Origin of the sequence: Kiloniella sp., from assembly GCF_048270245.1 — a bacterium.
GTDB lineage: Bacteria > Pseudomonadota > Alphaproteobacteria > Kiloniellales > Kiloniellaceae > Kiloniella.
Window position 1 is genome coordinate 1009942 of sequence record NZ_JBLWTH010000001.1, and the last position, 22111, is coordinate 1032052.

The window sequence follows — 22111 nt, forward strand, 5'->3', positions numbered from 1 at the left end:
AATCCGAAACTTAGCGATAAGTCAGGATTACGAGAACCCGAACCAAGAGAAATACTCTATGCATCTGTTACAAGCCCAACCCGGGGCAATCGCTGATGGATCCGAAGCAATCGACCTGGGGCAAACGCCAGGAGATATTGTTATTGTATCTGCGGCAGACACCGAACTGGCCAGCTTGGTTCAGGCCAGACAGGTAATTGGTGATGCATATCCGTCTTTGCGTTTGGCAAACTTGATGCAGCTGTCCCACAATATGTCCGTCGACTTGTATGTCGATGATATTATAGCCAATGCCAAAATTGTTGTGGCGCGCATACTTGGCGGTGCGGGGTATTGGCCGTATGGTGTTGAGCAGCTCAGGGTAATTTGTAAGCAAAAGAAAATTCCGCTTGTGTTGTTACCAGGTGATGATCAACCCGATGCAGAACTTGCTGCTCATTCAACAGTATCGCGGGATGTTTATCACCGCGTTTGGCAATACTTCATTCATGGTGGACCGGATAATTCTCGTAATCTTTTGTGCTATCTTGCGGGGTTGATTGATCTCAATTTTGATTGGGTAGAGCCCAAGCCATTATTGCGATCTGGTATTTACTGGCCCGGACGTGACAATCCTGAATTGGATGATTTGCGAAATGATTGGATAGCGGATGCACCTGTCGCAGGGATTGTTTTTTATCGCGCGCTTTTGCAGGCCGCAAATCTGACGCCGGTTGATGCCCTGATCAAATCTTTACGGGAAAAGGGCATTAATCCCTTACCCATCTATTGTGCCTCGTTAAAAGAACCGATTTCGGCAGGTATCGTCAGCACACTGTTAAAAGATGCAGATACTGGGCTCATTCTGAATGCGACGGGTTTTGCGATTTCAACCCCCGGCGCGGCTCGAAAAGAAACGCCTTTCGATGTTGTTGATGCCCCTATTTTGCAGGTAATTTTCTCTGGTGGGAACGAGGCAGGGTGGCGAGAAGGCTTAGCTGGTCTTTCTGCTCGAGACATCGCAATGAATGTTGCACTGCCAGAGGTTGATGGACGCATCCTTTCCCGTGCGGTTTCATTTAAGTCAGAAGCCCGTTATGACGACGTAACCCAAAGCTCTGTTGTCAGCTATCAGGAAGTCGCTGACCGGATTGATTTTGTTGCTGATTTAGCTGGGGCATGGTTACGGCTCAGGAACAAAGAAGTTTCTGAACGCAAAATCGCGGTAGTCATGGCGAATTATCCCAATCGGGATGGCCGTATGGGGAACGGTGTTGGCCTTGATACACCTGCGGGCACAATACAGCTTCTACAGGCAATGCTTGATGCTGGTTATAATGTTTCTGATATTCCTGCGGATGGAAATGCGTTGGTTGAACGGATGGCAGAGGGGCCAACCAATGCGGCAATTGATGGTCGTGTCATTCGATCAAAGATTTCATTGACCGCTTATAAACAGTTTTGGGATACGCTACCCACTGCCGTAAAAACAGCCATCGAAGATAGATGGGGCGCTTTTGAAAACGATCCTTTTTTTATGCCAGATGTTGATGCTTTTGCTGTCTCTGCGTTTCATTGCGGCGGGATCATTATCGGTCTTCAACCCGCGCGTGGATATAATATCAATCCGGTAGAAACCTATCATGATCCGGATTTGGTCCCGCCTCATGGGTATCTGGCTTTTTATGCGTGGCTGCGACAGGAAGAAAAGGTTGATGCCATCATCCATATGGGCAAACACGGAAATATGGAGTGGTTGCCCGGGAAGTCGTTGGCACTTTCAGAGGAGTGTTTTCCGGAAGCTGTGTTTGGACCGACGCCGCATCTCTACCCTTTTATCGTGAATGACCCCGGGGAAGGTACGCAAGCAAAACGTCGTGCTCAGGCGGTGATTATCGACCATCTGACCCCTCCGTTAACACGGGCTGAATCTTACGGTCCCTTGGCTGACCTCGAGCAGCTTTGTGATGAATACTACGAAGCCGCAGGTGTTGATCCTCGCCGTCTGAAAGTTTTGCGAGACGAGATTCTCAAAATCACACAGCGGATCGGTCTGGACAAGGATTGTGGTATTGATCAGTCTGATGATGAAGATGCTGCGCTTTCAAAGCTGGATAACTATCTTTGTGAATTGAAAGAAATGCAGATCCGAGATGGCTTGCATATCTTTGGTCTGGCTCCGGAAGGGCGTCTTCTTGATGATTTACTGGTTGCTTTGACTCGTTTGCCGCGGGGGGAAGGGAAAGAGGGCGATGCCTCTTTGATTCGCTCCTTGGCAAAAGATTTCAACTTTCCGATTGAATTTGATCCTTTGGATTGCCGTTTCGGTGATCTTTGGTCTGGGCCAAAACCTGATATTCTAACAGCAGAAGGCAGTTGGCGTACGAAGGGTGATACTGTTGAGCGTCTGGAAATATTGGCGCAAAAATTGGTATCTGGAGAGGTGCAGGCATTAGATGAATGGGAAAATACACGCCCGGTTCTCGACGAAATTAAAAGTAAAATTGGGCCGATTGTATCATCCTGTGGTATTGAAGAAATTAAGGGGACTCTGCGCGGTCTCAACGGACAATTTGTTGAACCCGGCCCTTCTGGTGCGCCGACGAGGGGACGACCAGATGTTCTGCCGACGGGACGTAACTTTTATTCTGTAGATTCCCGTGTTGTGCCAACCCCCGCAGCTTGGCATTTGGGTTGGAAATCAGCAAATCTGATGATTGAACGCTATCGTCAGGAAAACGGATCTTGGCCTAAACGAATGGCGCTTTCGGCCTGGGGAACGTCAAACATGCGAACTGGTGGGGATGATATCGCGCAAGGTCTCGCTCTGATGGGGGTACAACCAAAGTGGGAACCAACATCACGGCGTGTTGTTGGGTTTGACATTTTACCCTTGTCGGTTCTTGATCGCCCACGAGTTGATGTGACTCTACGTGTATCGGGTTTTTTCCGTGATGCTTTTCCTGCACAGATTGATCTGTTTGATTCTGCTTGTCGTGCCGTAGCAGCCTTGGATGAAGAAACCGAGAAAATGAATCCTCTGGCTGCGCGAGTATCTGCTGAATCAGCAGATCTGATTGCTAAGGGGCTAGACGAAAAGACAGCGATTAAACGTGCAGGATATCGTGTTTTTGGTTCTAAGCCCGGTGCTTATGGCGCTGGATTACAGGCATTGATCGATGAACGTGGTTGGGAAACCGAAGCGGATCTTGCTAAAGCCTATATCGGATGGGGTGGTTATGCCTATGGTAGCGGTGGTGCAGGAGAGGCGGAGCATGGTCTGTTCGAAAGTCGCCTGCGAGATGTGGAAGCGGTTATTCATAATCAGGATAATCGAGAGCATGACTTGCTGGATTCCGATGATTATTACCAGTTTGAAGGTGGCATAACTGCGGCCATTCGCCATCTTTCAGGCGAGCAGCCAACAGTATATCACAATGATCACTCGCGCCCGGAAAGTCCGCAGATTAGAACGCTCCAAGAAGAAATCGGACGGGTCGTCAGAGCGCGTGTTGTTAATCCCAAATGGATTGATGGTGTTAGGCGCCATGGCTACAAGGGCGCTTTTGAAATGGCGGCAACAGTTGATTATCTTTTTGCCTTTGCAGCGACAGCAAAAGTAGTTGAGGATCATCATTTTGATGCTGTTTTTGATGCCTATTTAGATGATGCTGATGTTCGCGAGTTTCTGGAACAAAATAACCCCGCAGCTTTGCGGGAAATGGCCGAACGGATGATCGAAGCGCAGGACAGAAATTTGTGGAAAGCGCGGTCAAATTCTGCACGCGCTCTTTTGGAACAAATCGTTGCCAGCTGAATAAGCATGTTAAATAAACTGGTTTGTGGATTGTATAATGAGAGAAGATATTGGGGAGACGATTAAATGAGTGATACAGAAAATAAACAGAGCGCGGAAGATTATGACCGCGCGAATGAGAAGTCTAAAAAACGTAAGGCCGCCCGGGATAAAATGCTATCGAACAAGGTCAACGAAAAAGGTTTGATCATCGTTCATACGGGTAAAGGTAAAGGAAAATCCACTGCCGCATTTGGTCTGGCGACGCGTGCCGTTGGCAATGGTATGAAAATAGGTGTTGTACAGTTTGTAAAAGGGAAGTGGGAAACAGGCGAAAAATACGTTCTAGAAAAATTCCCTGACCAAGTTGAAATGTACGCACTTGGTGAAGGCTTTACCTGGGACACGCAAGATAGAGAACGTGATATTGCCGCAGCTGAAAAAGCATGGGCAAAGTCCAAAGAAATGATTGATGCTTGCCGCGGTGATAACCCGAAATACGACATGATTGTTTTGGACGAACTGAATATAACGCTGCGTTATGATCACTTGGTTCTGGAGGAAGTGATTGATTTCCTTGAAAACAAACCAGAAGATTTGCACGTTGTCATTACAGGACGTAATGCCAAGGAAGAGATGATCGAAATCGCAGATCTGGTTACTGAAATGACCTTGGTGAAACACCCCTTTAGAGATCAAAACATCAAAGCCCAACGTGGTATCGAATTCTAAGAGATTTATTCAATCTTTTTGTTGTAAGAAAGAGGCTAGGATTATGGCCTCTTTTTTTATAAAGGTGCCTGGCCAGTAATGATCGTGTAGGCCGAAGCCCCGACCCATATGGCGATTGTAATCATGAGCTGAGGGTCAGAAAAGAGAGCTTCTGTTGGGGACTCCCCTGCATTTGTCATTTCGACAATATACCAATAACGGTAAATGCCAAACAGAACGATGGGAATTGTGATTGCGAGTTCCGGACGTGTGGTGACAACAAAAAGACTATAGAATACCAACGCGCCAGTAGCTGCCATTTCTGCAAAACGATTAACCAGCGATATTGAATACGATCCCAAAACTTCCCGACCAGAAGTTCCACTGTCCTGTAGTTCTTGTCTTCTTTTGATCGCCGCGAGAAAAAGGGCGAGGCAAAGAGTAGTGACAAACATCCAGGCTGAAACTGGAACATTCAGAACAGTAGCTCCGGCAAAAACGCGGAGCACAAAACCGATGGCTATGGTAAAAATATCCAGTACGGGTTGGTGTTTAAGGTAAAAACTATATCCAATATTCAGAATGATATAACTACAGATAACAAGCGTTGCTCCGGGTAAATAGAAATAGCCGGCAATTAGAATGCTATACAGGCAGCCAAGCAGGATAAAAGCCTGTGGAATGGAAATCGCGCCAGATGCCAAGGGGCGTGTTTGCGATTTCTTAGGATGTTTTCGATCATTATCAATATCTTTTATATCATTAAGAACATAGACAGCAGACGATGCAATGCAGAATAAGAACGTGATAATGAGTGTGTTGGTTACGGCATCGGGGTTGGCGAATAACCCCGTAAACATTAACGGAGCCAAAACAAAGCCGTTTTTAACCCAGTGTTTGGGGCGCATTAATTTAGCAATGCTTAATCCGATATAGGGGTGACTTTTGCTTTGTTCTTGGTTCTTATTGTTCATATCTAATTTTTAAACCGAAGTCCTTCATGACCCTTTTGTTGAGTTATAGTCTCTTTGCTGTTTTGGCGACGATCGCGAATATTGCTTCTCAAGACTTATTTTTGAGAGTGTATGCAGGCCCTTTTGCCCTTTTCTTGTCTATAGGGATAGGAACGGCTGTTGGTCTTGTTACTAAGTATTTGCTAGATAAAAGGTATATATTTCGTTACCGAACCAGTGGTATGGCGCACGAAAGCAAAATTTTTATGCTTTATACTATGATGGGGATTTTTACGACGGTAATATTCTGGGCATTTGAGTTTGGGTTTCATTTTATTTTTGATGATAAAATGATGCGCTATCTCGGCGGTATAATCGGTCTGGCTATCGGGTATTGGATTAAATACCAGCTGGACAAGAAGTATGTATTTATCACAAAGGAAATAAAATGCTGATCGGTGGTTGGGGGCAATATCCACTTGTTGAGGCAAAAGTATCAAGTCCTTTGACTGGCGATGATTTACAGCGAACAATAAAAACAAAAGACGATAAGCCCTATATCGCCCGGGGGCTTGGGCGTAGTTACGGCGACAGCTCTCTTTCTTCAACAATTATCTCGACCAGATATTTAAATCGATTTCATTCTTTTAATGAAAAAACAGGCGTTCTTACCTGCGATGCAGGTGTTAGCCTTGATGAAGTTTTGGATACCTTTGTGTGCAGAGGTTGGTTTCCGACTGTTACGCCGGGAACAAGATTTGTGACAGTTGGCGGCGCAATCGCCAGTGATGTTCATGGCAAGAACCATCATACTGTGGGGGCTTTTTGCGACCATGTTCTGTCATTTCGAATTTTGATCGCCAACGGGGATATTCTCAATTGTTCACCGTCTGAAAACAGAGATTTGTTTTTGGCAACTTGTGGCGGGATGGGATTAACAGGTCTGATTACCGACGCAACGATAAAACTATTAAAAGTCGAGAGTAGTTTTATTGAAGAAACGACCTGTAAAGCAAGGAACCTGAAAGAATGTCTAGAGCTTTTTGATGCACATAACTCCGCCCCTTATTCGGTCGCTTGGATCGATTGCCTTAAACAGGGGGAAGATCTTGGTCGCTCTTTGCTGATGCTGGGAAAGCATAGTGGACAAGGTGGATATGATGATCTGAAAAAGATAGCACTTTCCATTCCCTTTAACCTGCCGGAAGTTTGTCTAAACAAATTGACGGTGGGAGCCTTTAATGCCCTGTATTATGGGCGAATTCGAAAACAAACTCAGGAACGCCATGTGCATTATGGTCCCTATTTCTATCCTCTGGACGGCATAGGAAACTGGACGCGGCTTTATGGTGCTAAAGGTTTTGTGCAGTATCAGTTTGTTATTCCAAAGGAGGCTGGTCTAGACGGGATGACACGTGTTCTCGATAAAATCGCGAAATCCGGTGCAGGGTCTTTCTTGTCGGTCCTGAAGGTTTTTGGCAAAGGAAATGACAACCTTCTTTCTTTCCCTTTTGAAGGGTATACGCTGGCATTGGATTTCAAAGTTAGTGCACAAACATTTGAATTACTAGATCAGTTGGATGCAATTGTTCTCGACTATGGAGGCAGGGTTTATCTGACAAAAGATGCCCGCATGAGTGACCAGGTATTCAAAGCGGGTTATCCCCAGTGGGAAGTATTTCAGTCTGTCAGGGAAAAGTACGGTGCTATAGGTACCTTTGCCTCTTTGCAATCAAGGCGTTTTGGCTTGGATGCTGGACGTTAGGATCAGGGCATTAGGATCCGGATATTAGAATATTGAGACGTATATGAAAAAAGTACTTATAATTGGCGCGACGTCAGCAATTGCAGAGGCAACGGCAAGGCTTTTTGCAAAACGTGGTGATCAGCTGTTTTTATTGGCTCGTGATCAGGAAAAGCTGTCCGTTATTGCCGATGATCTGAAGGTTCGGGGCGCACAGAATGTTTACACGGGTGTGTATGATGCTACCGGACAGCAAAGCAGTGAAGACATCTTTGATAAAGTCATAAAGCGGCTTGATGGGATTGATATACTTCTCGTTGCACATGGCATTCTTCCTGATCAAAAGGCCTGTGAAATTTCTGTGGGAGACACGCTGAAGGCTTTTGAGGTCAATGCGACCAGTGTTGTGGCAATATTGACGTACTTTGCCAATGTTTTTGAAGCCCAAAAAAAAGGTTCAATTGCTGTTATCTCTTCTGTTGCAGGGGATCGGGGGCGACAGTCAAATTATGTCTATGGTGCTGCAAAGGGGGCGGTCTCAATCTTCTTGCAAGGTCTGCGTCATCGGCTTGCCAAGTCTGGGGTTCCGGTTCTGACGATTAAACCGGGCTTTGTCGATACCCCAATGACAGTCGCTTTCGACAAAGGGGCGTTATGGGTGCAACCTGACCAGATCGCCAAGCTAATTATCAAGGCATTGGATCGGAAAAAGTCCGTTGTTTACACACCTTGGTTTTGGGGTGTCATTATGTTGATTATACGCTCTGTTCCGGATTGGATTTTTCACAAAACCCGTCTTTAAATTTTCTGGAGATTTTCTAGGTTTTAAATTTTATGGACTTTAGATTTTTATAGGAACGTCCTAAGCTCCGTTACTTTCTTTATTACAGCTTTTAATCGCTGCTACTCATTCGGAGACATAGATGTTTTTTGTTCCCGGCAAACATAAAGACCATGGTTTGCCTTATAATCCCTTTAAAGCTTGTGTCCTGCCGCGCCCAATCGCCTGGCTTTCAACGCAGTCAGCCAGTGGTGTCTGTAATCTTGCTCCCTATAGTTTTTTTAATGCTTTTGCCGACGAGCCGCCAATTATTGGTGTGGGCATAGCGCCGGATAGTCGGGAAGAAGGCATAAAGGATACGCTGCGGAATATCATCGAAACGGAAGAATTCGTTTTTAATCTTGTTTCCTGGGAGCAGCGCACGGCAATGAACGAAAGCTCAAAACCTGCCCCAGCAGATGTGGATGAGTTTGAGGCGGCAGGTCTTGAGAAGCTTCCTTCTCAGATGATCAAGCCTCCTCGTGTGAAAGGCGCACCAGTTCATTTTGAGTGTAAGTTGTTCAAGACTATGGACTTGCCGAAAGACGATGGTGATAAGCACTATACATTGGTTATTGGGGAAGTGGTCGGAATGCACATCGATGAAGCTTATCTCACGGATGGTCTGGTTGATGCGGCCAAAATGAAGCCTTTGGCTCGGTTGGGCTATCAGGATTATTCTGTGGTAAATGAGGTTGTGCAATTGGTGCGCCCTTCTGCGTAGGTTTAGCCTGTAATCGCTGGGCATTATCGTAATCGCGAGACGAGTTAAAATATAGGCAGGGTAGGGTGATGGCGTTTTTATTAGCACAAGTTCAGTTAGATGCTCTTGATCTGTTGTATGTTCTGATTTGTGGTTCTATTGCCGGACTTTGTCGTGGATTTGCAGGTTTTGGCTTATCTGCGTTGGTGGTTACGTCCTTGACTCTCGTGCTCTTGCCTGTTGAGGTCGTGCCGATTGCGTTGTTGCTTGAGATGATTTCAAGCCTGGTTATGGCCCGGATGACGTGGACTGCCATTCACTGGGGGCTGTTGCGATGGCTTTGTGTCGGGGCTGCGATTGGGGTGCCTGCAGGTGTGTTTCTGTTGAAAATAATACCTGCTGATCCGTTGCGTATTGCGATTTCATTAGGTGTTTTGATCGCGAGTATTTTATTGTTTTTGGGCGCACGCTTTAAAGTGAAAGAAAGCGGTGCTAAAAATCTATCCGTTGGCTTAATTTCAGGGTTTGCTAACGGTGCAGCATCCTTGGGGGGATTACCTGTCGCTATCTATATGATGGCCGCCGCACTTCCTGCTGAGGCTGTCCGAGCTACGTTGAATTTGTATTTTTTGATCCTTGATGCTTATGGAACAGGTACTTTGTTCTTCGCAGGGCTTTTGGATCAAGTCACCATTGCACGGGCGCTTCTTCTTGTTGTTCCTGTCACGCTGGGTATTTACCTTGGCAATTATATATTCCAACGGAGTTCAGCAACTCATTATCGTTATGTGGTTTTAGTGCTGTTGATGGCGCTGTCCATTTCTGGACTGATCAAATCTTTCATTTGATTTCTTGATAAACAGAATTAGAAGAGCAAAATTCCCATACAAACGCCCAAAGGAAATACCATCCAAAAGCCCGCGCCGATGTAGAGTTTCAGGGCTAATTTTATGTCTGCTGCTGTAAGGTTATTTCGGCCGCCGTCACCCATCCAGGGATCGTCAACGACATAGCCGGGATACTTCCTTGGGCCAGCAAGGGCAAAGCCAAGTGCACCGGCAACGGCTGCTTCCTGCCATCCTGCATTTGGTGATTTGTGCTTTCCCGCGTCACGGATCATCACCCTAAAGGCCCTGATCGCAGATGCTTTATGAATAAAAATCCCTGCAAATACATAGAAGAATCCTGCTAGTCTTGCTGGGATTAAGTTCACGAAGTCGTCTAGACGGGCGGCAAATTTCCCAAAGGCTTCAAAGCGTTCGTTCTTATGCCCAATCATACTATCCAGAGTATTGATTGCCTTGTAGGCGCAAAGTCCGGGAAGGCCAAAAAGGGCAAACCAGAAAACGGGGGCAACAACGCCGTCAGAAAAATTTTCAGCCATGCTTTCTATGGCGGCGCGGCTGATCCCTGCCTCGTCCAGACTCTCGGGATCTCGTCCGACCAGATGGCTGATGGCTTTCCTACCTTCGTCCATGTTTTGTGAAAGTGCTGTCGCGACATTGTGAACGGCTGTTCCCAGACCTCTATAGGCAATAAGGCTGGACGCAAGAATGGATTCGATAATCCAGCCATGAGATACTTGCCCCAAGGTGCGGGAGAGTATAAGACCGACAGCGATGGCCAGAGCAATGATTCCGATAGAGAGTAAGGTGCCAAGAAGGATTCCTGTGATCCGGCTGTTCTTGGGATTATTCATTCGGTGTTCACTGATTTCTATGGCTTTCCCGATAATGACAACGGGGTGAGGAACATAGCGATACAACCAAGCAGGGTCGCCGATTAAGATATCTATGAAAATAGCTGTAATCAGGATCAGGATTGGTAAAAAAAGTGGTTCTTGGACAAAATACGACATTAACATGGCGCGAGAATGTTAGCAGTCTTGTTACAGGTCAAGTAGTCGTGTGTCATAATTTGATAAAAGTGTATCGCAGCAACGCCCCCTCGTTGCTAAAAAAATGATGGATGAGGTGAGTATAATGACCGAAAACGGTCCAAAAATTGGTGTAATGGTTTGTGGACATGGCAGCCGTGATGAAGGCGCCGTCCGCGAGTTTGAATCCGTTGCTAGGGGTATTCGTGAGCGCTTGCCTCAATACGAAGTCGATAGCGGTTTTCTGGAATTCGCAACGCCAATTATTCGCACTGGGTTAGATAATTTGCGCGAAGCCGGACATGATCTGGTCTTGGCTATTCCGGGAATGCTCTTTGCCGCTGGTCACGCCAAGAACGACATCCCGTCTGTGTTGCGGACTTACGAAGCGCAGAACCCTGAAATGAAAATTGAATATGGGCGCGAGTTGGGCATTGATACCAAATTGATCAAAGCTGCTGCTGACCGCATTCAAGAAGCCGTTGATCAAGCGAACAAAGAAAACGGCGAAATGCCGATCAGCGAGACCATGCTGATGGTTGTTGGCCGCGGAGCATCAGACCCGGATGCAAATTCCAACGTCAACAAGGTAATGCGTCTTCTCTGGGAAGGGTTTGGCTTTGGTTGGGGCGAAGTTTGTTATTCGGGCGTGACTTTCCCGTTGGTTCAACCGGGTCTGGAACATGCAGCAAAGCTTGGCTACAAACGTATTATTGTTTTTCCTTACTTCCTCTTCACAGGCATTTTGGTTAAACGCATCTACGATTACACAGATACAGTGGCTGTAGCACATCCGGATATTGATTTTGTAAAAGCGCCTTATCTGTCTGACCACCCGCAGGTTCTTGATGCCTTTGCTGATCGCGTTCAGGAAATTTTGGACGGTGCTAATGTGATGAACTGTAAACTCTGCAAATACAGAGAACAGGTTCTGGGCTTTGAAGCCGAAATTGGCCTGCCGCAGGAAAGCCATCATCATCATGTTGAAGGTATCGGTACAGGCACAGCCGACGATCATTCACATGATCATGACCACTCTCACGGGCATTCGCACGATCACAGTCATTCTCATGGACACGGTCATAGTCACGACCATGGGCATGATCACGATCACCACCACCATCCTTATCCGCATGCGGATCATCCTCTTGGTCCTGTGACCATGACGAAAGATGAAAAGAACTCCTGAGCTCTTAATGAAGATTTTGAGGGAAGAATGTTTTTAGGATCAAGGTTTTAAAGTATGCCGATTGAATATGACTATATCCGGGACCCACAAGAAATCTATCGCGAGTCATTTGCGCAGATAGAAGCTGCTGCTGATTTTGGAAAAATGCCTGCCGATGTTGCTGATGTGGCTGTGCGTATTATTCATGCGTGTGGCATGCCGGAAGTTATTGACGATCTGGCTTGGACCGATGATGTTGCGGCAAAAGGACGTGCTGCTTTGAAAGCGGGGGCGCCCATCATTGTTGATTGTCGCATGGCCCGGGATGGTATTATTCAAAACAGGCTTCCGGCGTACAACCAGATCTTATGCCCCTTGATTGATGAACGTGTGCCACAAATTGCGAAAGAGATAGGCAACACGCGATCCGCTGCGGCTGTCGAGTTATGGAAAGAACATCTTGAAGGTGCTGTTGTCGTCATCGGGAATGCACCGACAGCACTGTTCCGGTTATTGGAAGTTTTGCAAGATGGTGCGCCAAAGCCTGCCGCGATTCTTGGGTTTCCTGTCGGGTTCGTTGGGGCTACTGAATCGAAGGATGCCTTGATTGCAGCTAAGATTGACGTACCTTATATGACCTTGCGTGGTCGTCGCGGCGGAAGCGCTATCGCATCTGCTGCATTGAACGCAGTAGCAAAGGACAACAAATGATCTCAAAAGCAAACACGGGTGCTTGGCTCACAGTATTGGGCATAGGGGAGGAAGGCTTGGATAGTCTGACGCCTGTCGCACGTCGTTTGCTTGATCAGGCAAAGGTGCTGGTCGGCGGAGAGCGTCATCTGGCAATGTTGGGCGAAGATCCACGAGAACAAATAGTGTGGGGATCGCCTTTTTCAACAATGGTTGAGAAAATTCTCGATCGCAGAGGCGAAGATATTTGTATCCTCGCGTCGGGTGATCCGATGTGCTTCGGTGTCGGCGCTACTTTCTCCAAACGCATTTCTGTTGATGAAATGCTTGTTGTTCCTGGTATTTCATCCTACTCACTTGCCTGCTCCAGACTTGGTTGGGCTATGATGGATGTTGATATGCTGACGTTGCATGGCCGCCCTTTGAGCCTCCTTCATCCTCATGTTCAGCCCGGTGCACAGTTGCTTATGCTGAGTGAAAATGGAACCACACCAGCCGAAGTCGCCTCTTTGCTTACTGATCGTGGTTTTGGCGATAGTAAGATTACCGTTCTTGAACACATGGGCGGAGAGAAAGAACAGGTACTCGACGGTGTTGCGCACTGTTGGTCCTATCCTGGCTGTGCTGATCTTAACACGATTGCTGTCGAGTGTATTGCAACACATCGTGCCGAAGTTTTGCCAACTGTTCCGGGATTGCCTGATGATGCCTTTGTGCACGATGGGCAGTTGACGAAAAAGATTGTGCGCTCATCGACCCTATCAGCCCTGATGCCGATGGCGGGGCAAGTTCTTTGGGATCTGGGCGCTGGTTGTGGATCCATCTCCATCGAATGGATGCGTGCCGTACGTGGAACGAAAGCTGTTGCGATCGAACGCGATCAAGATCGTCTTTCAAGTATTGCAGCGAATGCACAGGCTTTGGGAACACCTTTTTTGTCTATCAAAGAAGGTGAACTGCTTTCTGTTCTTGGTGATTTGATGAAAGAAGAGCAACGCCCTGATGCCATTTTTGTTGGCGGAGGAGCTACATCCGAAGGGCTGTTTGATATCTGCTGGAAAGCTTTAAAGCCTGGCGGCCGCTTTGTTGCAAATGTTGTGACGCTGGAAGGCGAAATGAAACTCTTTGAATGGTATAAAAAAGTAGGGGGAGAGCTCAATCGTATTTCGATTAGTCAGGCATCCCCCATTGGACCTTATCATGGCTGGCGGGCAGCGATGCCTGTAACCCAGTTTGCAGTGACGAAAAGATATGACGGGTAAACTTTATGGCGTCGGCATTGGGCCCGGCGATCCAGAGCTTTTAACATTAAAAGCCTTGCACTTGATCCAGAAGACCAAGGTATTGGCCTATCCGGCACCTGATGTGGGCGATAGTCTGGCGCGAACAATCGTGGGGGAACATCTACCCGGTGGACAGACAGAATACCCGATCCGGATACCGATGGTGACGGAACGTTTTCCAGCACAGGATGTCTATGACAAAGCGGCTAAAGATATAGCCGAGTTTCTCGATGCTGGTCAGGACGTCGTAGTGCTATGTGAGGGTGATCCCTTCTTTTATGGCTCTTTCATGTACCTATTCGGACGCATGATGGAAAATTATGACGTTGAAGTTGTGCCCGGTGTTTCTTCTCTCATGGCCTGTTCGGCGATGGTCGGTGCGCCCCTGGCAGCCCGCAATGATGTCATGACAATCATTCCCGGTCCCGTTGACGAAGAGATTATGAAACAGCGTCTGCGCAATGTGCAGGCAGCCGCGATTATCAAGGTGGGGCGTCACTTTGAAAAAATTCGTAACATCTTAGAAGAACTCGATTTGCTTGATTGTGCCCGATATGTGGAGCGCGCGACCATGGAAAATCAGAAAATCATGCCGCTTAGCGAAGTTGGCGAAGCTAAAGCCCCTTATTTCTCAATGATATTGGTCCACAAACGTGGTGAGGCCTGGACACTGTAATGACTCAAAAATTTGATCACTCTCCTGCTTTTGTGGCGCTTACTGCCGAAGGAGCCAAACTGGCCACTAGATTACGCGATGCCTTTGGCGCGGGTGAAGTTCACGGCCGCGTGGGCCGTGTGGAAGGTGCAGATGTTTCTTTCGATGAAACCATCGCACATATTCAGTCGCTTTTCCGCGAAGGACGCGCAATTGTGGGTATCTGTGCTGCCGGTGTTTTGATCCGCGGTTTGTCACCGCTATTGGCTGATAAACGTGCAGAACCGCCCGTCATTGCTGTTGCTGAAAATGGCTCTGCTGTTGTACCACTTTTGGGCGGACATCACGGGGCTAACGACCTCGCAAAGTCCTTGAGCAGTAAACTTGATGTTGTTGCCTCAATTACCACGGCTTCTGATAATCGTTTTGGCATTGCACTGGATAATCCGCCAGTAGGATGGAAACTTGGTAATCCACAGGATTACAAAGCCTTTATCGCGTCGGTTTTGGCGGGTGCTTCTGTGAAACTGAATGGCGAAGCGGATTGGGTGAAAGCGGGGAGCCTTCCGATCTCTGATGATGGTGAGCTTGTTATCACAGTAACCGAGAAGGATCTCGAGGGTTCTGAGAAAGAGCTTATCCTGCATCCTGCAACGCTCTCGCTTGGTGTTGGTTGTGAACGCAATGCAGAAGCAGAAGAGCTTGCAAAACTTGTTCATGAAACACTTAAGGCAGATGGGCTTTCCCCGAAAGCTGTTGCTGGTGTTTTCTCCATTGATGTGAAAGCAGATGAAACCGCTGTACAAGCACTTGCTGCGGAACTGGATGTTCCTGCACGTTTCTTCCCGGCTGAAGAACTTGAGAAGCAGACGCCTCGATTGGAAACACCATCGGATATCGTCTTTGCCGAGGTTGGCTGCCATGGGGTGTCCGAAGGATCTGCGCTGGCTGCTGTTGGTGATGACGGTAAGCTTCTTGTTGCCAAGAACAAGTCCAAGCGCGCGACCTGCGCTATTGGGCAATCAAAAGAGATCATCGAAACGTCAACTCTTGGTCAAGCACGCGGCAAGCTCTTTGTTGTGGGGCTTGGCCCGGGCGATCAAAGCTGGCGTGCGCCAGAAGTTGATCGCGTTGTGCGTGGTGTAACCGATCTGGTTGGCTACCATCTCTATCTCGATCTGCTTGGCCCCTTGGCCGAAGGCAAAGACCGTCACGGCTATGAACTGGGCGAAGAAGAGATGCGGGTTCGTATCGCGTTGAACCTTGCCGCAGAAGGTCGCTCTGTGGCGCTGGTCTGTTCTGGTGATCCCGGTATCTATGCGATGGCTGCGTTGACGTTTGAGCTGCTTGATCGCGGTGAACGCGCCGACTGGAACCGGGTTGATATTCAGGTCACCCCGGGTATTTCGGCCCTGCAAGGAGCTTCTGCACGTATTGGAGCACCATTGGGCCATGACTTCTGCACGATTTCTCTCTCTGATCTTTTGACCCCATGGGAAGCCATTGAAAAGCGTTTGAACGCCGCAGCGCAGGGCGATTTTGTCATTGCCTTCTATAATCCGGTTTCTCGCCGTCGCACCAAACAATTGGCAACAGCTGTTGAAATTCTTCTCAAGCATCGCCCGGCAGACACGCCGGTTATGCTGGGCCGTAACCTTGGCCGCGAAGGCGAGAGCATGACTGTTCTCCGCCTTGATGAGTTGACCCCCGATCAGGTCGATATGTTGACAGTTGTCCTTGTCGGGTCATCTACCTCGCGCAAGATTGAAAAATCCGATGGTTCATGCTGGGTTTACACTCCGCGCGGGTATGAAAAGAAAGCCCATCTCTATGAAGACTTTGACCAAACAGGCGAAGTAAAAGCGATAACAGAAGGATCAGCAGCATGACGGTTTATTTCATTGGCGCTGGTCCGGGTGCGCCGGATCTTATTACCATTCGGGGGCGTGATCTGATTGCTAAGTGTCCCGTGTGTCTCTATGCAGGGTCACTGGTTCCGGAAGGTGTTATTGCCTTTGCTCCAGAAGGTGCCTTGATTAAAGACACCGCCCCGATGAACCTTGATGAGATCATCGAAGACATCAACACAGCACATAAAGACGGCAAAGATGTTGCACGGGTGCATTCTGGTGACCCCTGCCTTTATGGGTCTGTTGCCGAACAGATGCGCCGCCTTGATCAGCTGGGTATTGATTACGAAGTTGTTCCGGGCGTTTCAGCCTATGCAGCGGCTTCTGCTGTTATTCAGAAGGAATTGACGTTACCGGAAGTCAGTCAGTCTATTATTTTGACCCGGACAGCCATGAAATCTTCGGCAATGCCCAACAACGAAGATCTGGACACCTTTGGTAAAACAGGCGCAACCCTTGCCATTCATCTGTCCGTGCGTAACCTCAAACACCTACAGGAAACGCTAATTCCGCATTACGGTGAAGATTGCCCTGTGGTTATCGCCTATCGTGTGACCTGGCCTGATGAATTGATTATTCGCTGTACCCTTAAAGATGTACGCGAAAAAGCACGTGAAGCCAAAATCACCCGCACGGCGCTGATCCTTGTCGGTCACGTGCTTGCTGATGACAAAGACTTTATTGACAGCAAGCTCTACGACCCGGACTTCGTCCACGTCCTGCGCCTTGGTAAAAACAAGAAAAAAGCTGCCGCCGTGGAACGCGAAGCCAATGTACCGGGTGGACTGGACTGACGATTATCAGATTTCGCGTTAGGAATATGAGTGAGGGAGGCTTTGTGGCCTCTCTTTTATTTTCGACACAATTTATGTGCAGGGTGTAATCACGCTTATTAATTATTGGAAAAACAATATGGTTTTTCGAGGCTTACTGCATCTTTCCTTGTCCGTGCTTTTGACCGTGGTGACACAAATTGGTGGTGTCGCCTATGTTATTGTTTTAATTTTCAAACAGTTTATTCCTGCAATAAACAAATCGAAGTTTAGGTATAATTTTCTTCTCTTTATTCTTTGTTATAGCGTCTTATGGGGCGGATCCTTTTTGATCGCTCCGCAGTTTGGTCGAGTAGCTATTCCTTGTTTTTCTGATCAGACTGAAAAAATTGTGGTTCAATCACCATTTTATTGTGTGCTCAATAGGCATTATGTTTCCCCAAAATTGTTAGAGGTTGGTAATGCTTTAGCAGCGAATATTGATGCTCAGTTTCCAGGAACACAAACGCTGGCTCTTGATGCTAATTTTCCATTTTTTGATAAATTTCCCCTTTTGCCGCATTTGTCTCACGATGACGGAAGAAAACTGGATATCGCCTTTTATTATCGTAATGAGAAAAATGAATATGTTGTGGGAAAAACTAAATCCCCGATCGGATATTGGGGTTTTGAGCAACCTACTGATGATGATGGTCAACTTTGTTCCAATAAAGATCACAATTTGAATTTACGATGGGATATGGATTGGTTTCAATTTTTCAACAAACACCAATATCACCTTGATCAAGAAAGAACCTCGGCGGCGTTGCAATGGCTTGTGAAACAAGGACAATCTTATAAGGTGTCGAAAGTCTTTGTTGAACCTTATTTGGCCAAGCGTTTAGGTGTTTCGAATAAAATTATCCGTTTTCAGGGATGCAAAGCTGCCCGTCATGATGATCATATTCATTTGCAAGTAATTGATTAATATTGTTGTTTGAATAACATTAAAAAAAAATTGAACCCAATTTACCTTTGTCTCGGCTTAATCCTCAACCGCAGTAGTTGATTACTGCTTAACAAATGTTGAGGCGATAGAGATGAAAAATATTCTTCTAACAACAAGTATTCTGGCTCTTACAGCAACAGCTTTAACCCCAGTTGTTAACGCGAATTCTCCCCGGAGTAATTCTGATTATGTAAAAGATGTGACCCTGTCCATGAAGGGAATCAACGTTAACATGATTGAGCTGAAAAACATGTCCGGCTCAAAACTGATGAGCAAGATAAATGTTCAACCTGTTAACACAGTAATGAACATTCCATTGAAGGGTTTTGTTCAGTGTAGCAAGAGCAAGAAGATCGATTTTAATAAGGGGCGGATGTATTTTGGTGCCGCCCAACGACAGGGTAACAAAATTGTTCCTGTAAACGCACTTTATGAGGATGGTTACCATCCAACCTTCAAGGTTTGGACAGGTACTTTTGGGGGGTGGATTGCAGAAGCAGGAAATGCAGAAGCTTTTAAAGTTCCGCTTGCCAATATCAAGAACGGACATCCATCAGTTCGCGTTGATCCGGTCGAGGAATTTAATAAAAGGTTGGAAGAGCACGTAAATGGTGGTGGGGATGAACTTGACTTCCTTAAGCAGGATCAGTTCTTTAGCATTATGCGCCCGGTTTCTCTTGCCGGATATTGTAATAAAGGTGCTGATAGCAGAGGCGGTTATGTGACGGCATCTGTGCCAATTGGTATTAAATTTAAAGGTGACCCAACCCTTGTGAAGTCATCACCAGCACAGGTTTCACAAAATAACCTTGCTGCAAAGTTTGCCCTTAGCGAAGCGAAGGTCGCGCCGCATGTCAAAAATTATGTTGGCCAATGTCCTGCTGATCTTGGTTTTCGTTTAACCTTCAAAGCGCAAGGTAAGGGGACCGTTAAGTACCGTATGATTAACGAAGTCGGCGCAAAAGGTCCAATCAACAGTGTTAACTTTAATAATGATGGTCATAAAATTATAGATTTCACCCGTCATATTGGCGAACCGTCTGGCGGAAAAATCAATAAGCTTGCAATCAATAATCCCCCACAGAACGGTAATATCAACGGATTTGAAAATGCACCGAGTGATAAAAAACACGGGTCCTGGAAAGTGGAAGTTGTCGAACCTGTTAGCACGACTTCACAGGAAAGCTTTTACAGCTGGAAATGTAAACCAAAACCGAAATTCAATTCGCCGACAACTTTGAAGCAGGCACCGGCGAAAGTTAAAATTGATAAAATCAAGGCTATTCCAATTGAGCCAAAACCTAAACCAAAACCAGTGCTGAAGCTAAAAGCGATCACGCCATCAAACTAAGAAAATTTCATCGATGGAAAATGCAGAGAGGAGCTTATTGCTTCTCTCTGTTGCGTTGTTTTTATTGAAGCGCTGCTTTTTGTGCAAGACTAAGGCTCATCAGCTGATATTTCCTGCTAGTTCAATCCGTTTTCTTTGCATTCCCATATCGTTCGATAACCTTCGGGCGAGTTTTGCGCCACAAACTCGGCAGAGGCTTTGCAGCTTTCGTAAGTGGTGTAGGTTTCTGATCCCCCAATAGTCATTTCCTGTTGCCCACTCAACAACGATACGAGGAAAAATGTAATTTTAAACATGGGAACGATCCTTCCTATGCTTAAAGTACATTCAATGTTTATGCCAAGGTGATGACGAGACTTGGGAAAAACTTTGACAGTAAAAGAAAATTAGTTGGTTTCAATGGGGGGCTTATAGCGCGATTTAATCGCGATCCATTCCGGGTCTGTGTTCATTTTCAGTATTATATCATCAAGAAATAGATGTACCTGTGGCAGATAACCGCTTATGAGCAAGCGCCGGAGAAAGGCACTGTGTTTATAGGGACTGATATATATATCTTGATCCAGTTTTCCTTCCCAAATCAGATACCGTGCGGAACTTTCTGCCATTATTGCAATGTCGGCACGTTCACCAAGTAGCATTTTAATCAGGTTCCGTTCGTGTGGGGCATTGATTCTGGCAAGTCTTCCTTTGGCGACTTCTTGGTCAATTGTTGCATAACGATGCCCAAGAACACCGCCGAGAATTAGATGCTTCAAATCGGTGATTTCTTTAATGTCGATAGGATTATCTTTTCGGGAAAAATAGATATTACGGTCTGAAAGCAATGGCTCTGTCCAAAGGAAACGTGATCTGGCGTTTATGCCAAACCATTCTGGTGTGACCCAGGGAACAATAATGTCGCTGTTTGCATCCAGTAACTTGTCCAAACGTTTGCGAGGTATAATGTTAAGTTTAAACTGAAACTTGTTATCACTGTGCTTGTTCAAATAGCGAACCAGATCGTAACTAAGACCTTCGTTCTCATTTATAATGAAGGGAGGGACGTTATGATAACTATAAATTTCATACTCTGCTGCATGCGTAACTTTTAGAGAAAAAATTGAGACGAATATGCAGGTCAGTAGGACTAAGAAATAAATACTTGTACGTGATGTTCTATGAAGATTAACGAGCATGGTTATAACCTTTGGGGGCTATAATCTTAAATGTGGGCCAATATATACTGGCAGTATATCATATAATCTGTATTTATAATTAATTTTCTATTTTTGAGAGTGTTTTTGTGTGCTGAAAGTCTTTTAGACACAGCCTTACTATACACATTGTGGAAGAGTTGATCTATCGATAGCGATTTATTTCAGTGTCAGATGAGTATGAAGTTCTTGCCATATGGCCTTGACGCTGGGAAGCTCGGACGACATGATTTCTTTCACCTTATGAAGGCTTTCTTCCGGAAAATTTGCATTTCTAAGTTTATCAATATGAACTTTGATAAACTCTCCGTTCTGAGCACAGGAAAATAATTCAGGACTTACCACAACGCGGCCGTCATCAGCCATTAATATTAAGGGACCATTGACCTGTATTTCGTCTCCGTTTTGAAGAACTGCTTTAATTGTCATTTGGGCACTCAGGATTGACGAGTAAGTGGACTTGAGGGGCAATGTTATAAATATTTTATAAACATTGATGTTGATCCAGTTTAGAAAAATGAAACATAAAGTGTAAATAGAAAAAAGCAAGCTTTGGGCTTATTAGACTGAATTATCAAATGATAATTTGAGGAATCTTGGCATATAAATATCTTCCCAAACGCCAGTTCGTCCGGCTTAATAAATAGCATCAATCATTCGTTGATTTTTCTGTGAATTTTCCAAAGAAAATATTTTGGCGTTTTCTGAGGGATCGTTACTTAAAAGGGCCTGATACGTCGATCTATCCCTTGTCGCCATGGAACGAGATTTCTTGCCTGTGTGCGAGTTGAGTTGACACATACATGGTCATTTCAAAGGATCCGAAATCCGCGCGGCAGGATGCATAGGTATCAGTGTTAAAATCCTGATCAAAATTTACCCGTGCAGAAACTGCGACAGGTTCAGCCCCCTTTGACAAAACGGGTTGCGACAGTTGGGTAAACCCCAATATCCGGCAATGCACCGCCTCCCCAGCGCGGGGATATTTCGCATGTTTCGGGTATATTTATTGAAGTAGGTGAACGCCGCTTGCACGTGGAAAAGAGCGCCTATGGCACCATCTTGGATCAAATCCCGTACTCTGTGCCATTGCGGGTGGTACGTAATTATAAAAGCTTCTGAAATCAAAACACAATTTTTCTCACGTGCTTGAATAATCTCTTCTATTTGTGATGCCTTCAGAGAAATTGGCTTTTCACAAAGCACATGTTTTCCTGCATTTGTTGCCCGGATAGACCATTCCACATGATTCGACGTGGAGAGGGGAATATAGACAGCATCGACCAAATCGCTTGCGAGGAGTTCTTCATAAGACCCAAAGGTTGTGGGATAGAAAAGTGTTCAGCAAGGACGTCTGCTTTTGATTTATCCCGGCTGGCGATGGCGGTGATCCCGGCATTATTAGCATCTAATATTGCCGGGCTCACGTGTTTTTCGCCGATTTTGGCCGTAGAAAGAATGCTCCAACGCAACATGGTAAGTATCTGATTTAGTTGTGATCTGTCATAAGGATGA

Annotated in this window: 23 protein-coding genes; 15 read left to right on the forward strand and 8 right to left on the reverse strand. The window is 46.2% G+C overall.

Annotation, left to right across the window (positions count from 1 at the left end):
* Positions 1 to 58: 58 nt before the first annotated feature.
* A complete protein-coding gene (gene cobN / locus ACN0W5_RS04770) occupies positions 59 to 3796 on the forward strand; it encodes a cobaltochelatase subunit CobN (RefSeq protein ID WP_417453052.1) in 3738 nt (1245 codons plus the stop codon).
* 66 nt (positions 3797 to 3862) lie between these two features.
* Positions 3863 to 4507, forward strand: coding sequence for a cob(I)yrinic acid a,c-diamide adenosyltransferase (cobO, locus tag ACN0W5_RS04775; RefSeq protein WP_417453053.1), 645 nt, complete (start codon positions 3863 to 3865; stop codon positions 4505 to 4507).
* Positions 4508 to 4563: 56 nt separating this feature from the next.
* On the opposite strand, the gene ACN0W5_RS04780 is transcribed toward cobO, so the two are convergent.
* A complete protein-coding gene (locus tag ACN0W5_RS04780) occupies positions 4564 to 5460 on the reverse strand; it encodes a decaprenyl-phosphate phosphoribosyltransferase (RefSeq protein ID WP_417453054.1) in 897 nt (298 codons plus the stop codon).
* Positions 5461 to 5486: 26 nt separating this feature from the next.
* Between ACN0W5_RS04780 and ACN0W5_RS04785 the strand changes: the two genes are divergently transcribed.
* From ACN0W5_RS04785 to ACN0W5_RS04805, 5 genes are all read left to right on the forward strand, one after another.
* A complete protein-coding gene (locus ACN0W5_RS04785) occupies positions 5487 to 5894 on the forward strand; it encodes a GtrA family protein (protein ID WP_417453055.1) in 408 nt (135 codons plus the stop codon).
* Positions 5888 to 7204 carry an FAD-binding protein gene (locus ACN0W5_RS04790; RefSeq protein ID WP_417453056.1) on the forward strand — a complete coding sequence of 439 codons (1317 nt, stop codon included), beginning with the start codon at positions 5888 to 5890 and terminating at the stop codon, positions 7202 to 7204. The genes ACN0W5_RS04785 and ACN0W5_RS04790 overlap by 7 nt, the downstream gene beginning before the upstream one ends.
* Before the next feature lie 43 nt (positions 7205 to 7247).
* The gene (locus ACN0W5_RS04795) at positions 7248 to 7985 is read left to right on the forward strand and encodes an SDR family oxidoreductase (protein ID WP_417453057.1); all 738 of its coding nucleotides are present in this window, start codon (positions 7248 to 7250) and stop codon (positions 7983 to 7985) included.
* Positions 7986 to 8106: 121 nt separating this feature from the next.
* Positions 8107 to 8727 (forward strand): flavin reductase family protein, encoded by a 621-nt coding sequence (locus ACN0W5_RS04800; RefSeq protein ID WP_417453058.1) that lies wholly within the window; start codon positions 8107 to 8109, stop codon positions 8725 to 8727.
* Between the two features lie 68 nt (positions 8728 to 8795).
* Positions 8796 to 9554: a sulfite exporter TauE/SafE family protein gene (locus ACN0W5_RS04805; protein WP_299379924.1), complete on the forward strand. Its 759-nt coding sequence runs from the start codon at positions 8796 to 8798 to the stop codon at positions 9552 to 9554.
* 17 nt (positions 9555 to 9571) lie between these two features.
* Here the strand turns inward: ACN0W5_RS04805 and cbiB are convergent, their stop codons facing one another.
* Positions 9572 to 10564, reverse strand: a complete 993-nt coding sequence (gene cbiB / locus ACN0W5_RS04810) for an adenosylcobinamide-phosphate synthase CbiB (RefSeq protein WP_417453059.1) — start codon at positions 10562 to 10564, stop codon at positions 9572 to 9574.
* Positions 10565 to 10688: 124 nt separating this feature from the next.
* Here cbiB and ACN0W5_RS04815 point away from each other — a divergent pair, with 124 nt between their 5' ends.
* From ACN0W5_RS04815 to ACN0W5_RS04850, 8 genes are all read left to right on the forward strand, one after another.
* Positions 10689 to 11771: a sirohydrochlorin chelatase gene (locus ACN0W5_RS04815; protein ID WP_299379917.1), complete on the forward strand. Its 1083-nt coding sequence runs from the start codon at positions 10689 to 10691 to the stop codon at positions 11769 to 11771.
* A 54-nt stretch (positions 11772 to 11825) separates the two neighbouring features.
* Entirely contained in the window at positions 11826 to 12461 is a 636-nt protein-coding gene (locus ACN0W5_RS04820) for a precorrin-8X methylmutase (RefSeq protein WP_417453060.1), read from the forward strand.
* Positions 12458 to 13702, forward strand: coding sequence for a precorrin-6y C5,15-methyltransferase (decarboxylating) subunit CbiE (cbiE, locus tag ACN0W5_RS04825; protein WP_417453061.1), 1245 nt, complete (start codon positions 12458 to 12460; stop codon positions 13700 to 13702). The genes ACN0W5_RS04820 and cbiE overlap by 4 nt, the downstream gene beginning before the upstream one ends.
* On the forward strand, positions 13692 to 14399 hold the full coding sequence (locus tag ACN0W5_RS04830; protein WP_417453062.1) for a precorrin-2 C(20)-methyltransferase: 708 nt from the start codon (positions 13692 to 13694) through the stop codon (positions 14397 to 14399). Before cbiE ends, ACN0W5_RS04830 begins: the two co-directional genes overlap by 11 nt.
* Positions 14399 to 16267: a precorrin-3B C(17)-methyltransferase gene (gene cobJ / locus ACN0W5_RS04835; protein WP_417453063.1), complete on the forward strand. Its 1869-nt coding sequence runs from the start codon at positions 14399 to 14401 to the stop codon at positions 16265 to 16267. The genes ACN0W5_RS04830 and cobJ overlap by 1 nt, the downstream gene beginning before the upstream one ends.
* On the forward strand, positions 16264 to 17082 hold the full coding sequence (gene cobM, locus ACN0W5_RS04840; protein WP_417453064.1) for a precorrin-4 C(11)-methyltransferase: 819 nt from the start codon (positions 16264 to 16266) through the stop codon (positions 17080 to 17082). The genes cobJ and cobM overlap by 4 nt, the downstream gene beginning before the upstream one ends.
* Before the next feature lie 118 nt (positions 17083 to 17200).
* Positions 17201 to 18028, forward strand: coding sequence for a hypothetical protein (locus ACN0W5_RS04845; protein ID WP_417453065.1), 828 nt, complete (start codon positions 17201 to 17203; stop codon positions 18026 to 18028).
* A gap of 112 nt (positions 18029 to 18140) precedes the next feature.
* The gene (locus ACN0W5_RS04850) at positions 18141 to 19400 is read left to right on the forward strand and encodes a hypothetical protein (protein WP_417453066.1); all 1260 of its coding nucleotides are present in this window, start codon (positions 18141 to 18143) and stop codon (positions 19398 to 19400) included.
* Positions 19401 to 19516: 116 nt separating this feature from the next.
* Here the strand turns inward: ACN0W5_RS04850 and ACN0W5_RS04855 are convergent, their stop codons facing one another.
* The 6 genes from ACN0W5_RS04855 to ACN0W5_RS04880 form a co-directional block, all read right to left on the reverse strand.
* On the reverse strand, positions 19517 to 19696 hold the full coding sequence (locus tag ACN0W5_RS04855; protein WP_417453067.1) for a hypothetical protein: 180 nt from the start codon (positions 19694 to 19696) through the stop codon (positions 19517 to 19519).
* A 90-nt stretch (positions 19697 to 19786) separates the two neighbouring features.
* Entirely contained in the window at positions 19787 to 20578 is a 792-nt protein-coding gene (locus tag ACN0W5_RS04860) for a substrate-binding periplasmic protein (RefSeq protein WP_417453068.1), read from the reverse strand.
* Between the two features lie 177 nt (positions 20579 to 20755).
* Positions 20756 to 21025: a hypothetical protein gene (locus ACN0W5_RS04865; RefSeq protein WP_417453069.1), complete on the reverse strand. Its 270-nt coding sequence runs from the start codon at positions 21023 to 21025 to the stop codon at positions 20756 to 20758.
* 313 nt (positions 21026 to 21338) lie between these two features.
* The gene (locus tag ACN0W5_RS04870; RefSeq protein ID WP_417453123.1) at positions 21339 to 21560 is read right to left on the reverse strand and encodes a hypothetical protein; all 222 of its coding nucleotides are present in this window, start codon (positions 21558 to 21560) and stop codon (positions 21339 to 21341) included.
* Entirely contained in the window at positions 21473 to 21883 is a 411-nt protein-coding gene (locus ACN0W5_RS04875; RefSeq protein ID WP_417453070.1) for a Gfo/Idh/MocA family protein, read from the reverse strand. The genes ACN0W5_RS04870 and ACN0W5_RS04875 overlap by 88 nt, the downstream gene beginning before the upstream one ends.
* Positions 21775 to 22071 carry a hypothetical protein gene (locus tag ACN0W5_RS04880; protein WP_417453124.1) on the reverse strand — a complete coding sequence of 99 codons (297 nt, stop codon included), beginning with the start codon at positions 22069 to 22071 and terminating at the stop codon, positions 21775 to 21777. The genes ACN0W5_RS04875 and ACN0W5_RS04880 overlap by 109 nt, the downstream gene beginning before the upstream one ends.
* Positions 22072 to 22111 lie beyond the last annotated feature (40 nt).